At 60.6% G+C, this 15360-nt stretch carries 3 protein-coding genes; all 3 read left to right on the top strand.

Annotated elements, in window-relative coordinates; all coding sequences use genetic code 11:
• The first annotated feature begins 460 nt into the window (after positions 1-460).
• The 3 genes from PSEMO_RS25165 to PSEMO_RS25155 all read left to right on the top strand — a co-directional run bounded on the left by PSEMO_RS25165 (position 461) and on the right by PSEMO_RS25155 (position 15109).
• Positions 461-1777 carry a hypothetical protein gene (locus tag PSEMO_RS25165; RefSeq protein ID WP_075805668.1) on the top strand — a complete coding sequence of 439 codons (1317 nt, stop codon included), beginning with the start codon at positions 461-463 and terminating at the stop codon, positions 1775-1777.
• A 60-nt stretch (positions 1778-1837) separates the two neighbouring features.
• The gene (locus tag PSEMO_RS25160; protein WP_075805667.1) at positions 1838-3508 is read left to right on the top strand and encodes an arylsulfatase; all 1671 of its coding nucleotides are present in this window, start codon (positions 1838-1840) and stop codon (positions 3506-3508) included.
• 264 nt (positions 3509-3772) lie between these two features.
• Positions 3773-15109, top strand: coding sequence for an RHS repeat-associated core domain-containing protein (locus tag PSEMO_RS25155; protein WP_178392056.1), 11337 nt, complete (start codon positions 3773-3775; stop codon positions 15107-15109).
• Positions 15110-15360: the final 251 nt, after the last annotated feature.

The raw sequence follows: 15360 nt of genomic DNA, 5'->3' as shown, positions 1-15360 counted from the left end.
ATACTTACCTCGAAAGTCATTGAATAGCGGACAGACACCCTCGGGACGCGCGCGCATGTCAGCCGGACCGTTGCGGGCCGGGGCTGCTGGTTTTTATTGGGGTTGTCGCTGCTCGATGCGATGAGGCGAAAAAGGGGCGGGCAATTCTAATGGGTTTCGGGGGTGGGCCGACAGGTGGGCGAGGGTGCGGCGGAGTGTCGCACTCGGGCTTGGGGTTTGTGTTGCTTTTGCCGGCCTCATCGCTGGCAAGCCAGCTCCCACAGGGTCGGAGTCGCTGCAGAACCCTGTGGGAGCTGACTTGCCAGCGATGAGGCCATCAGCAACAGCATCCATCCTGAGCCTGGCAGAGACCTCCAACCCCCCCGGCACTCAGAGACAAGCATTCCTGACCATCCAGATGAGTTAATCCCCCTCGATCCAGATGGATCAGATCCTTACGACAATAACAAAGGGGATTGATGTGAACAGGATTCGCCATGGCTCGATACTGGCCGCGGCCTTGAGTGCCCTTACCAGCGGCGCCCAGGCCTACGAGCTGTACTCCGACGCGGACTCCACGCTGAAACTGAATGTCCAGGGTGCCCTGGGTTTCTTCCACAGCGACGAAAGCTACAACCAGGGCGGGCCCATCGCCCCGGGTTCGGTGGCCTGGCAGGAAGCCTTCCTGCGCTACGGCCTGGGCGGCACCACCCGGCTGGCGCGCAACGCGTCCTTGTATGGGGAGTTCAATGTCGTCAGCAACGGCACCTGGGGCGACGGCGACGCTGCCGGCTACACCGACGGCAGCGAACGCCGCACCGCCGTCGACCGCGCCTACGCCGGCTGGCGCTCCGGCGATCTGTTCCCGGCCCTGGGCAAGGACGGCGTGGATTTTTCCGCCGGCAGTCAGAAGGTCAAGGTCGGTGACGGCTTCATCATCAACGGCGACGGCCTCAGCGTCGGCAACAACATTGCCGACGGCAGCGTCGATCGCGGCGGCGCCTATTACCTGACCGCGCGCAACGCCTTCGACCGCACCGCCTGGCTCAAGCTTGGCGGCCAGCAAGGCTGGCGTGGCGACCTGATCTGGGTGAAGTCGGACAACGAGCTCAAGGCCAAACCGGAACTGGGTATCGGCGTGCTGGAGCATGTGGCCCCGGAAGGCACCGTCGGCCTGACCTACGTAAAAGGCCTGGGCGTCGACGAAAAACTCGCCAATCCCTTCAGTGCGCAACGTGACGGCCTGAAGATCACCAGCCTGCGGGCCCAGGGTAATGCCGGGGTCAAGAACCTGTTCCTGTCCTTCGAATACGCCCATGAAGCCAAGCGCCTGGGCGACGAGCATGCCTGGTACGCCGAGGCCGGCTGGACCTTCTCCGATCTGCCCTGGCAACCGCGCATCGGCTACCGCTACAGCCGTTACTCCGAGGACTACGACCCGCTGTTCAGCGGCTTCAGTCGTGGCTACGGCACCTGGTTCCAGGGCGAGGTGGCGGCGAACTATTCGGGGCCGTTCCAGCGCAACGCCGTCATCCATATGGCCAGCCTCGGCCTGACCCCGCACCCGGACGTGGCCATGGGCGTGCTGTTCTTCGATTTCTCCAGCCTCGACAAGCGCCAGGGCGATCTGGCCGCGCAGGAAGTGGACCTGTATCTGGACTGGACCGTCCGCCAGTTCACCGTCAGCCCGCTGATCGGCCTCTACAAACCGGAGAAAAGCGCGGAGCAGGGCGGCTCGCAGCAGGGCAGCGACGACCTGAACCTGTACAGCCAGATGGTGATTTCCTTTGCCTTCTGATGACTTTTGCCGGGTATACGGCTTCCCACCCTTATTCCAAGTACAACAAGGACATTCCTGATGCGTGCTCCCTTCTTCCCGCTGCTCGGCCTTGCCGCTGCGCTGGCCATACCCCAGGCCCAGGCGGCCTCGGTCGACCCGGCCAGGCCCAATATCCTCCTGGTGGTGGCCGACGACATGGGCTACGGCGACCTTGGCAGCTTCGGCAGCGAGATCGAAACGCCCAACCTCGATGCCCTGGCCGCGTCCGGGGTGCAACTGACCAACTTCCAGGCCATGCCCGCCTGTTCGCCGACCCGCGCGGCCTTGCTCACCGGTGCCGATCCGCACCAGGTCGGCCTGGGCAACATGGCCGAGGAAACCTCGCCGAACCAGGAAGGCAAGAAGGGCTACGAGGGCTACCTCAATGACCGCGCCGTGACCATCGCCTCGCTGCTGCGCGATGCCGGCTACGACACCTACCTCACCGGCAAATGGCACCTGGGCAGTACCGACACCACCGGCCCGGACAAACGCGGTTTCGAGCACTCCTTCAGCCTGCTCAGCGGCGGTGCCAGCCACTACCCTGACATGAAGCCGGCCTACGCCCCGACCCCGGACGCCAAGGCGCCTTACGCCGAGGGCGGCAAGCGCCTGGACAAGCTGCCGGCGGACTTCGCCTATTCGTCGCAGTACTACGCCGACCGGATGATCGACTACATCGCTGCCGACCGGAACAGCGGCCGGCCGTTCTTCGGCATGCTCGCCTTCACTGCGCCGCACTGGCCGCTGCAGGCGCCGGATGCGGCCATCGAGAAATACCGCGGGCGCTATGACACCGGTTTCGATGCCTTGCTCGACGCCCGCCTGAACAAGCAGAAGGCACTGGGCATCATCCCGGCCACTGCCGAAGCGGCCGCCCGTTCGCCCAAGGGCAAACCCTGGGACAGCCTGACGCCGGAGGAGCGTCAACGTGAAGCCCGGGCCATGGAAATCTACGCGGCGATGATTGACCAGATGGACGCCAACACGGGCCGGGTCTTCGATTACCTGCGCAAGAACGGCCTGTACGACAACACCATCGTCATCTTCATGTCCGACAACGGCGCCGAAGGCCACGATCTCGACGAAACCTGGCCGGCGGACCTGTTCCCGAAGATCCGCAAGGTGATCGACGAGACCAACGACTTCAGCTACGAACAGATGGGCAAGCCGGGCTCGTACACCTTCCTCGGCCCGAACTGGTCGCGGGTGGCGGCGCCAACCCTTAGCCTGTTCAAGGGTTTCCCTACCGAGGGCGGGACGCGTACGGCGGGGATCATCCGCATCCCGGGCGTGGAGGCCCATGGCAAGCAGCTGAACCAACTGGTCAGCGTCAAGGACTTCGCGCCGACCTTGCTGGAACTGGCCGGGGTCAAGCACCCGGGGCAGAGCTACAGGGGCCGTGAGGTGACGCCGATGACCGGCACCTCGATCCTGCCGTTGCTCAAGGGTACCAAGGCCGCCGAGCGCACCACCGGCGGCGAACTGTTCGGCAAGCGCTTCGTGCGCAAGGGCGACTGGAAGCTGGTGCATATGCCCAAGCCGTGGGGCAATGGCGAATGGCAACTGTTCGACCTCGGGCATGACCTGGCCGAGCGGCATGACCTCAGTGCCAAGGAGCCGCAGCGGGTGGCGGAGTTGAAGAAGGTCTGGGATGACTATGCCCGGGACAACCATGTGATCCTGCCGGATCAGGTGAGTGGGTACTGAAACCCTGGGTTGATTTGTTGTCTGTAGCGGCCCTATCGCGGGTGAACCCCCACAGGTTACGCGGATCCTGTGGGAGCTGGCTTGCCAGCGATAGGGCCTCCCGGACGGATACTGGATAACCACCCACCTGATATTTCTGTCAGTTGTGGGCCCTGTTCGTCCTCATTACCGTTAAGCGCATCTCTGCCTTTCTTGTGGTTTCCGCGTCGGTCCGACGATGCCTTCCGCAGCCGTCCTCCGATGCCCATTCGAGGAGCTTGCGCAATGGCGAACAACTGGAACCAGCTGGGTGATGTCTGGTCGGGTCGCGATCTGGCCGAGGGTGAGCGGGTCACGGTCAATGTGTTCGACAAGGCGACGCAGACGGTGCTCGAGCAGACCACCTTCGTGGCCAAGGCCGGCCGCCTGGAGCAGTTCACCTGGGTGATGGACCTGTGCGAGCTGGTCAATGCCCGGTTGAAGCTGATCCGTGCCGGCGTCCAGGTGGGCGACAAGCTGGAGATCCAGGCCAGCGGGCATCTCAACAAGTTCTGGGGCATCACCGAGCGTGACGTGCAGGTCATCACCACGACTGCGCGCGCGGATAACTGGACAAAAGACAAGCGGGTCAACATCGATTTCACCGAAGACGCCAAGGTCGGCTCCACCCTCAAGCTCAACGTGCACAACTCGAAGGGCAAGTTGCTCGAAACCGTCAGCTTCAAATCGGCGCCCGGTCGCAGCGGGCGGGGGCTGTGCGCCAAGGATTTCGCCATCGAGATCAATAAAACCAGCCTCTACGTGCGGGCCGGCTTTATGTCCGGACAACTGATCGATCCTGTCTGGCAGTCCGGCGAGAACTGGATCTGGATTCCGTTCAACGCCGATTTCAGCGTGACCTGGAGCCTGGACGAATCACAAGGCTGGACCGAACTGGGCGAAGTCTGGTCGGGCCGTGATCTGGCGGCGGGTGAGCGGGTCACGGTCAGCGTGTTCGACAAGGCCACGCAAGCCATGCTGGAGCAGACCACCTTCCTGCCCGGTGCCGGTCGCACCGACCAATACACCTGGGTGACGGACCTGTGCGAGCAAATCAATAGCAACCTGAAGCTGATTCGTGCCGGTGATGGGGACAATGGCGAGTGGGTGATCCGCAGTAGCGGTTACCTCAACAAATACTGGGGCGTCACGCCGCGCGAGATACAGGTTGTCACCACCACCGCACGCAGCTCCAACTGGACCCGCGACAAGCGGGTGAAGATCGACCTCGCCGAGGACGTGCTGGTCGGCGCCACGTTGCAGCTCAAGGTGCACAATTCGAAGGGCCAACTGCTCGAAACCGTCAATTTCAAATCCACGGCCGGCCGCCACACACGGGGTCTGTGCGCCAAGGATTTTGCCACCGAGATCAACGACACCAGCCTCTACGTGCGGGCGGGCTCCATGTCCGGGCACCTGATTGAGCCGGTCTGGCAGGCCGGCGAGAACTGGATCTGGATTCCGATCAACGCCGATTTCAAGGTGAGCTGGTCGATCGACCTGTCCGCCTTGCCGGAGTTGGGCGAGGTCTGGTCGGGCCGCGACCTGGCCGACGGCGAGCGGGTCACGGTCACCGTGTTCGACAAATCAACCCAGACCGTACTTGAGCAGACCACCTGCGTGCCCAAGGCCGGTCGCCTTGACCAGTACACCTGGGTGATGGACTTGTGCGAGCAGGTCAATACCCGGTTGCAACTGGTTCGTGCCGGCGTCAAGGCGGGCGCCAGGCTGGAGATCCAGGGCAGTGGCTATCTCAACAAGTTCTGGGCCGTCACCGACCGTGACGTGCAGATCGTCACCACCACCGCACGCTCCAACAACTGGACGACCGACAAGCGGGTGAACATCGACATCACCCAGACCATCAAGATCGGCTCCACCCTTCGTCTTGAAGTGCGCAACGCCAAGGGCAACCTGCTGGAAACCATCAACTTCGTCCCCAGCCCGGGCCGCAATACCGGCGGCCTGTGTGGCAAGGATTTCGCGATCCAGATCAACAGGAGCAGTGCCTACGTGCGTGCAGGCCGGCAGAGCACGCATCTGATCGAGCCCCATTGGGAGGCCAAATCGAACTGGATCTGGATTCCGTTCAACGCCGATATCAGCGTGACCTGGACCGTGGACGAGTCGCGCGGTTGGACGGAGCTTGGTGAAGTCTGGTCGGGTCGTGATCTGGAGGAGGGCGAGCGGGTCACGGTCAGCGTGTTCGACAAGACGACGCAGGTGCTGCTGGAGCAGACCACCTTCCTGCCCAAGGCCGGTCGCCTGGACCAATACACCTGGATCATGGACTTGTGCGAGCAAGTCAATGCTGACCTGCAACTGATCCGTGCCGGTGATGGCGACAATGGCGAGTGGGTCATCCACGCCAGCGGTTACCGCAACAAGTACTGGGGCATCACCCCTCGCCAGGTGCAGGTCATCACCACGGCGGCACGCACCAACAACTGGACCACCGACAAGCGCGTCGAGATCAGTCTCCCCGAGGGTGTCCCGCCCGGTGCCACCCTCCAGCTCAAGGTTCACAGTACGACGGGGGCGTTGCTGGAGACGGTAAGCTTCAAACCGGCTCCCGGACGCAACATCCCTGGGTTCTGCACCAACGACTTCGCGGCTCACATCAACCGGATGAGCATTTATGTACGTGCGGGATTCAAGGACGGCAGCCTGATCCAGCCATCCGCGCAACATGTGAGCTGGATCTGGATTCCGTTCAATGCCGATTTCAAGGTGAGCTGGTCGGTCGACCTGTCTTCCTTGACCTCGTTGGGCGAAGTCTGGTCGGGCCGCGACCTGGCCGAGGGCGAGCGGGTCACGGTCAGTGTGTTCGACACGGCTACGCAGACCGTACTCGAACAGACCACCTTCGTGCCAACGGCCGACCGCCTGGAGCAATACACCTGGGTGATGGACCTGTGCGCACAGGTCAACGCCAGGCTGCAGCTGATTCGCGCCGGGGTCAAAGCGGGTGACAAGCTGGAGGTCCAGGGCAGCGGCTATCTCAACCAGTACTGGAGCGTCACCGAGCGTGACGTTCAGGTCATCACCACTACCGCACGCATCAACAACTGGCCCACCGATAGACGGGTCGAGATCAACCTTCCCGAGCCGGTGGTGCTCGGCGCGATCCTCCACCTCAAGGTCCACACTCCGAAGGGGGAGTTGCTGGAGACGGTAACGTTCAAACCGATTCACGGCCGTAATACCCGCGCACTCTGCGCCCAGGACTTCGCGAGCCACATCAACAGGATGAGTCTCTATGTGCGTGCGGGTGTCAGGGACGCAAGCCTGATCCAGCCATCGGCACAACACACGAACTGGATCTGGGTTCCGTTCAACGCCGACTTCAAGGTGAGCTGGTCGATCGACCTGTCCGCCTTGACCGAGCTGAATGAAGTCTGGTCCGGCCGCGACCTGGTCGAGGGCGAGCGGGTTACGGTCAGCGTGTTCGACAAGGCTACGCAGACGGTGCTTGAGCAGACCACCTTCACGCCCAAGGCCGGTCGAGCGGAGCAATACACCTGGGTGATGGACCTGTGCGAGCAGGTCAATGGCCAGTTGCAACTGGTTCGTGCCGGCGTCAAGGCGGGCGAGGGCCTGGAGATCCAGGGCAGCGGCTACCGCAACAAATTCTGGAACATCACCGACCGCGACGTACAGGTCATCACCACAACGGCACGCTCCAACAACTGGACGACCGACAAACGGGTGAACATCGACATCACCCAGACCTTCAAGATCGGTTCCACCCTTCGTCTTGAAGTCCGCAACGCCAAGGGCAACCTGCTGGAAACCATCAACTTCATCCCCAGCCCCGGCCGCAATACTGGCGGCCTGTGTGGCAAGGATTTCGCGATCCAGATCAACAGAAACAGTGCCTACGTGCGTGCGGGCAGGCAAAACGCGCACCTGATCGAGCCCCATTGGGAGGCCAAATCGAACTGGATCTGGATTCCGTTCAACGCCGATTTCAGCGTGTCCTGGACCGTGGACGAGTCGCGGGGCTGGACGGAGCTTGGTGAAGTCTGGTCGGGCCGTGATCTGGAGGCGGGCGAGCGGGTCACGGTCAGCGTGTTCGACAAGGCCACGCAGACCGTGCTCGAGCAGACCACCTTCGTGCCCAGGACCGCGCGCACTGACCAATACACCTGGGTGATGGACCTGTGCGAGCAGGTCAACGCCGAGCTGCAACTGATTCGAACCGGTGATGGCGACAATGGAGAGTGGGTGATCCGTAATAGCGGTTACCGCAATAAGTACTGGAGTACCACCCCGCGGGAGGTGCAGGTCATCACCACGACCGCCCGTTCCAACAACTGGACCGCCGCCAGGCGGGTGCCGATCAACCTGGGCGAGGACGTCGCACCGGGTGCCACCCTCCAGCTCAAGGTGCACAACTCGAAGGGCGAGTTGCTGGAAAGCCTGAGTTTCAAACCTGCCGATGGCCGCAACACCCGCGGCTATTGTGGCAAGGACTTCGCGATCTACATCAACCAAACGAGTCTCTATGTGCGTGCGGGTAACAATGAAGGGGAACTGATCAACCCTTCGGCGACCTACGTGAACTCGATCTGGATCCCGTTCAACGCCGACTTCGTGGTGACCTGGTCGATCGAGCCGGCGGAGGACGAGGAGGAGTGTGGTTGGTCGATCGACCTGGCAAGCAGCCTAGCCGACCTGGGCGAAGTCTGGTCGGGCCGTGACCTGGCCGAGGGTGAACGGGTGACCATCAGCGTGTTCGACAAGGACCTGGGGGTACTGCTGGAACAGACCACCTTCGTGCCCAAGGGCGGGCATACCGGCCAGTTCCTGTGGCCGATGGAGATGTGCCGGCATATCAACGCCAACCTCGCGCTGATCCGGGCCGGCAGCGTGGACGAGGACGGTAAATGGGACATCGTCCGCACCGGTCAGGCGAACAAGTACTGGACCTGGACCACGCGCAACCTCGAGGTGATTACCACGGTGGCGCACAGCGACAACTGGAAAACCGAAAACCGGGTGAAGATCGACCTGGCCAAAACGGTCGCCGCGGATGCGGTGCTGCGCGCCCATGTGCGCAGCACTTCCGGCGCGCTGCTGGAAACCATCACCTTCACGCCGGCTGCCGGCCGCACGGCTGCCGGGTCGTGCGGCCAGGACTTTGCGGCCCACGTCAACAAGACCAGCCTTTATTTGCGCGCGGGTGTGCAGGACACGGCCAACACCAGCCTGATCCAGCCCAGCGCGACGCAGAGCGCGAACTGGCTGTGGTTCCCCCATAACGCCGAGTTCACCGTGACCTGGTCGGTCGACGAGGCCAAGGAAGGCTGCAAGATCCTGGCTGACCGCGATGCCGTGGAGGGCGAGCGGATTTCCCTGTTCGTCTTCGACGACAAGGCCGATAGCCTGCTCGAACGCGTCACCCTGACCGCCAAGGCGAGCAAGAGCACCCTGGCCAAGGACAAATGGCCGGCGGCGCTGGTCAAGGAGATCAATGCCACCTCCGTCCATGCCCAGGCCAGCGGCAGCGTGGTCAACAGCAACCACATGGAACTGCGCCTGTTTACCACTTCCCTGCACCTGGACAACTGGGTTGAGGCAACCAAGATCGAGGCCAGGGAAAAGCTCAGCGCGGGCGACCGGATCGTGGTCAAGGTCAGTACCGCGAGCAAGGGCAATTTCTGCGAAGCGGTGACTTTCACCCCGGATCCGGCGCGGCTGGAGGCCAAGCAGTGGGCCCATGACCTGGCCAAGTACATCAACGACGACAGCCGCCTGCTCAAGGCCGGAGTCAAGGACACCACGAAAAAGACCCAGGTACCGACGGAGGACGCCAGCAGCAACGTGATCTGGATACCCAAGGACTCGAAGCTGAAAGTGGCCTGGGAAAAGACCGAGCTCAAGGAACTGGCCCCGATCTATCTGGAGCACGACCTGACAAGCAACGAGGCGTGCGAGGCCTATGTGCTGGACGACGCGACCGACACCATCCTGCGGGAAATGACCTTCACACCGGGTGAGGGGCGTACCGGGCGCTACACGGTGCCCCGTGACCTGGCGAGTCTGATCAACAACCACACCGAACTGGTAAGGGCCGGGGAGAAAGTCGGCAACGCCGTACCGGCACCGGCGTCCAGCTTCCACGCGAATAAGATCTGGAGCTACGGTAGCAATCTGCGCGCCTTCACCACGCTCAACGACATCATGAACTTCGACAAGGGCAGCGTCATCGGTGACCGCGACCTGGTCGAGAACGAACAGGTCGCATTGATCGTCAAGGGCAAGAAAAGCGGACGCATCTTCGAGGCCCTGACCTTTATCCCCGAGGAAGGCGGGCTTGGTCACGGGGACTGGTCCGGACGTGTCGCCGCCAGTATCAACGAACGCAGCAAGTTCATCAGGGCCGGCCGGGAAAATCCGGATGATCACCGGATCGAGGAGCATAACCAGGCGAAGTCGAACTACTTCTGGATTCCCAAGGGGGCGGGGCTGGAGGTGGAGATGCATATTCTCGCGGGGGTCTCGTGGCCGTTGCCGGGGATGACGCATGAGGCGAAGGAGTTGTTTGAGCAGTATATGGAGGGGAGGAAGCATATTACGGTGGATGCGCAGACCGGGGAGGGAAACTTGCAAATCCCCATTGCCGAACTTGTGGTCGATGATGGCCTCAAGGACTCGTTGAAGGTAAGTCTGACTTACGATGAAGAGTTAGGTGTTGTCATCCAGCTTGGAGGTGGATCTCGTAGGATAAACGACGGTTGGTTTGATCAGAAGTTTGCATTGACCCTGAGGGATAACCGGCGAATAGAGGTTAGCAAGGATATGGAACCCCTTAATGGCGGGGATTTCAAGCTCGAAGTTAAAAAGGGTTATTTTGATACGGAGGCAAAAGGTTTTTGGGTCTATTACAAGGACGGAAGTTGCGAAGAGTTTGAGTACTTTACAAACTCCTCGTCGCAACAAAAAATCAACATGTGCATGTATGGTTCGCCAGGCCTGGGTTACGTTGAATTGATTTACGGAAAGTATGGGGAGCTCCAAAAAATCCAGAAAGGTAAAGAGAAAGAGTTGCTTCTTGAGGTCAGTTGGCCAAAAGAGCTCGCCCTATACGAAACCCCGGTCTTACCCTCGTCGATTGTGCTTTATCCAAATAGTGATACGGAAAAACTGACTTTTACGTACGCAAATAAAGGCGAAAAGGACCTCGTCACCAAAGTCGAGGTGGATGGTTTGGCTACCTCGGGGAAAGTTATTTACAGGATCAAGCAGTTTGAGTCAGGCAAGCTGCAAGGCCTTGAGGTTGAGCAACAGCATTCGTTCACGGTCGACAAGAAGGAGAAAGTAAATAGTTATGTTTATAGCGAGATCTTGGAGTATGACTCCGCTGGCAAAGTCAGTCGCCACACTATTTCGCCCGGTAGTGGAGTGGATGACCTGGTCCAGGAGTACGCTTATAAAAGCAAGTTTACTATCCTCAATGGTTACTTTAAGAATGCTTCCCCTCGCTCAACTTTCCTGCGCCAGTTCGAGTTTACCGGTCAGCAGACTCTCTCTGACAGCCATGGCAGTGCGACGATACCCTACAGCAAAAGGCGCACCCAGCGACTCGACGCCAAGGAGAAGCGGGTTGTTACCGAGACATGTACTTGGGAAGGCGATGTTCTGGTCGATCGGCAGGCCTTGAGTGTGGATGCTGTCGGTAATCCGGTGGAGCGTATCAGTAACGAGCAAATTACTCGTTGGACTTACTACAACAATTATCAGCAGTTCACTGTTACCGAAACTGAAGTGAAGGTTGAGGACTGGAGCTTGTTTGGTTGCCTGTTCAAGGCTGTCGATTACAGCGTGATTGGCGGCGTTTTTGCGATTGGCGGCAAAGGTGGCATGACCTGGGGCACCCGCATCGATAGCAAAGTCGAGATGGTGCCTGCGGTCAACGATTATGCTAAAGCCGCATTCCAACTGCCGGTAGCCATCGTCCATTGTGGTAGTGACAATCCTTTTTCCGGCGAAGCCGAGTCTGAGTTGATTTTGCGCAAAGTGGGCGACCAGGAGGTCCCGCAACGCCTGACGTTCTTCGGTTATGCCAACGTCAACGGGCGAATTCGTGCCAAGCAGAAACTAACGATCCTCCAGCCCGATTGCGTCGAGATCGATGTCACTGACGTGCAGTACAAGGTCGCCGAGAAAGCCGCCGACGCGTTCATTAAAAGTCTTAAAAGCCAGATTGCGGCCTCCACCGGTGATACGAAAACGGCTTTCGAGAAAACCCTAAAGGACCTGACCGCCAGCCTCACGGCTCAGAGCCAGGCGAATAACAAAGGCTACAAGCTCAACAGCAAGAAAATGGCCTCCATGGTCCTGGAAACCTACGAGTATCATGAGGAAAAGGGCAAGCCCGGCTATGGCACGGTCAAGTCCACTGAATCGGTGCAGATCCTGGAGTCTGGCGAGGAACTTGCAGCCTCCAAGGTCAAGACTGAGTACGCGTACAGTGTCGACACGGCCGACAATAACAAACTGACCATTAAAACCACCGTCTCCCGCGGTAGCGAAGACAAGATCACCTCGAGCCAGACCCGTTCGCGTCTCAGCGGCCGCCTGCTGGGAAGCACCGACACCGAGGGCAACGTCACCCTCCGCACCTACGACCCGCAGGGCAATCTGACAAGCGAGACCGTCACCGACGCCAAGAAGAATACCCGCGAAACCACCTGCACCCTGGTCAGCGGCCTGGTCTGGCAGACCGATATGGTCCAGGACGGCATCACCACCCGCATCGAGCGGGATGTCCTCGGCCGCAAGGTGGCGGAAGCGGTCAAGCCGGACAGCAAGTTCCTCGAAACCCGGCGCTGGACCTACGATTCCATGGGCCGCGTCGCCAGTTGCGTGGAGACCGACTACGGCCCCGCCGACGCCAAGATTGCCATTCGTGAAAGTACCCGCGAATACGATGCAGGGACGGGCACGGTCAGCATTGTCAATCTGCTCAAGGACGGCAGCGGCAATCAGGTTCAGAAGATCAGCCAAGAACAGACACCGCTGCCCCGAGGCGAGCGTTTCACCCAGCTCGCATTCAGCGTGGAACGCCGCTACAACCCCAACAAGCGCATCATGACCGAGCTTTATAGTTACAAGGGTATGGACAGCGGCAAGATCGAGCGCAGCATGTCCCCCGAGGGTTTGACCACTTCGGTCCGCTATCTGACGATCGACGACAAGAACATCGAAACCGAGCAAGACAAACAAGACTTTGAGTACGACGGATACTGTCAGTTGACCAAGGTCACGCCGACCTTTGGCGTGCCTACCAGCTACACCTACGACGCTGCCGGACGCTTGTTGAGTACCACCCGGGACGGCGTGGTGTTCAGTAATGCCTACGACACCAATTCGCTGGCCACGGTGGCGACGGAAGGCACGGCATCGGACGGTACGAACACCCTGACACTGGGTGAGCAGACGGTGGATCTGCTCGGCCGCGCCAAGGAGCGGACGGTCAGCGGGCAAAAAATCGAGTACAAGTACAGCGGTGCCTCGACCAGGGCAGAGCGCAAGAAATCTGTCGCCGGCCCCACCGCGCTGAGCGACTACGAACCCAGCAACGACAAGAAAACCCGCACGCTGACCCAGAAGCTTGGCGGCAAGAGCTCGACCGTAGTGTTCAGTACGGGGGGGCGGGTGGTGAGCTTTACCGACCTGACTGGAGCGAAGACCACCTATGAGTACGACTTCGCCAATCGGATGACCAAGTCCAGCAACGCCCACTGTATCCATTCCTGCAGCTACCTGGGGAACGGCCTGCTAGGGCGGGAAACCATCACGGCGGTGAAAGAGAAAAACCTGGTCATGACCGTGACCTATACCTATGACGGCCTGGGCCAGGAGACCCGGCGCACATTTAGCTGCGACGGAGTCGATACCATCTCGCTGGAGCGTACTCTTCTTGGCGATGGACGCCTGAGCAAGAGCGAGCTCAAGGTCAAGGACTCGGTCATGTACGTCGACAGCTATGAGTACGATAAATGCTTGAGACTGACCGCGTGGAGTGAACGTGAACGAAAAAACAACACCATGCGCGATGGCTTTTCGGAATCATTTGGATACGACATGCTGGGCAATCCGATCAGCGAGGGTAACCCTGCCAGCAGCTTCGCGAGTTCATTGGGATCGCCTGTGGATCCGAATAAACCTCCGGCCATATACGGCTATGACTCTGCTGGGCGTATCACACGCGATCGCAATGGTTTCACTTGGGACTATCACGCAAATGGGCAGGCCAAAACCTTCACCATTCCGGAGGCCAGTAGTACATATACCCTAACCTATGACAGTGAAGGGCGGATTCGTGGTGGTAGTGGCAGCGGTGGCGACACCGATACCTACCATTATTGCGGAGACCGGGTGTATGCCCTGGTACAAACCGGCAGTACCCAAGGCCAAGGCTACTCGGCGCGCACGCTGGTACTGCGTAACGAAAGCCGCTCGTGCCTGATGCAGGATGCGATAACCGATGAGCGCGAAAGCCGCTCGTTCGAATTGCGGGATGCGTCCGGGACGATCATCGCGAGTGTGGATCTTGCAACCAAAACCATCACGTATCTTCGCTACAGGCCTTACGGGTTCCGCTATGCCGGCGAGACTTCCGAGCGCTGGCTGGGCTTCAAAGGGGAGCCGATCAACCGCATGGGCCTGTATCACCTGGGCAACGGTTATCGCATGTACGATCCGCTAATTGGTTGCTTTTTGAGCCCGGATGACAAGGCCCCCTTCGGCATCGGTGGTGTTGCGGCGTATGGCTTCGGCAACGGCGACCCGGTCAACCACAAGGACCCCAGCGGCCACGAAGTGGTAGCCGAATACTCCCGCTGGGGCACGGTCCCGGCGATCCAGAGCACCGCGTTCCGCGTTGTGATCGGGGCCGTCGGCGTACTGCTTGCACCGTTCACGGCGGGCAGTTCAGTGCTGCTGGCTGTGGCCACCACAGCGTTGGCGGCGATTTCCTTCGCCTTCGACGTAGCCTCGATCATCGTCTCGCAAAGCGACCCTGAACTCGCCAAGACCCTTGAGGCCTGGGGCCAGGCCTTCGGTATCGCCGGTGCCGCGGCCGGCGTCGCCATGACCGTGCACGGCTGGAGCAGCATACCGCGCAACTGGTTCCGCCCGCGGGGCGGACCGTCTTCGCGGGCGCCGGTGAAACCACTGGGCTCGACGACGCAGCGACTGAGTTCCAGTACGCAGCGGGCGTTGAACGAACTCACCGATATGTTGGTGCAGGACGCCAAGGCAGCAGGCAAATCCCGTGCGCTCAGTGCCATGTACATGCAGGGCGACCCGACCATGGCGGCTGCTGGCGTGACGCCGGGCATGAGTCTCGGTACGCGCTTCAACCAACGCGCGGGCAATGCCACCAAGAACCTGTACAAGGGCATCGTTGCCCAGGCCGACGATGCGTTGCTCGACTTCCCGGGGCACATCCTCGATGTGTATACCGGTCCTAACGTGATCGTGCAGAAGTTCGTTCCGCCGATGGTCAGCGAAACCGAGATCCGCTCGCTGGTCGCACTGCCGTTGCCGGGGCTGGAGGACCTGTTCAAATAGCCGACGTAGTAGGCGCCCCCTGTGGGAGCGGGTTCACCCGCGATCGCGATGGTGAAGTCACTATCGCAATCGCGGGTGAACCCGCCCACACTGGCGCCGCGTTGCCCTTCACAACCGCAATCACGCCGCCCCGGAATGACCACTGGATACCCACCCACCTGATATTTCTGTCAGTTGTGAGCCCCGCCCATCCTCACTAGCGTTAAGCGCATCTGTCCCTTTCTTGTGGTTTCCGCGTCGGTCCGGCGCTG

Origin of the sequence: Pseudomonas putida, assembly GCF_001941965.1 — a bacterium.
GTDB classification, from domain to species: domain Bacteria; phylum Pseudomonadota; class Gammaproteobacteria; order Pseudomonadales; family Pseudomonadaceae; genus Aquipseudomonas; species Aquipseudomonas putida_L.
Note: the sequence above shows the minus strand (reverse complement) of the source record. Positions and strands in the feature narration are given on the sequence as shown.

Coding starts and splice junctions, on each gene's coding strand:
- PSEMO_RS25155 (WP_178392056.1), top strand. CDS start 3,773: ATGGCGAACAACTGGAACCAGCTGGGTGATGTCTGGTCGGGTCGCGAT.
- PSEMO_RS25160 (WP_075805667.1), top strand. CDS start 1,838: ATGCGTGCTCCCTTCTTCCCGCTGCTCGGCCTTGCCGCTGCGCTGGCC.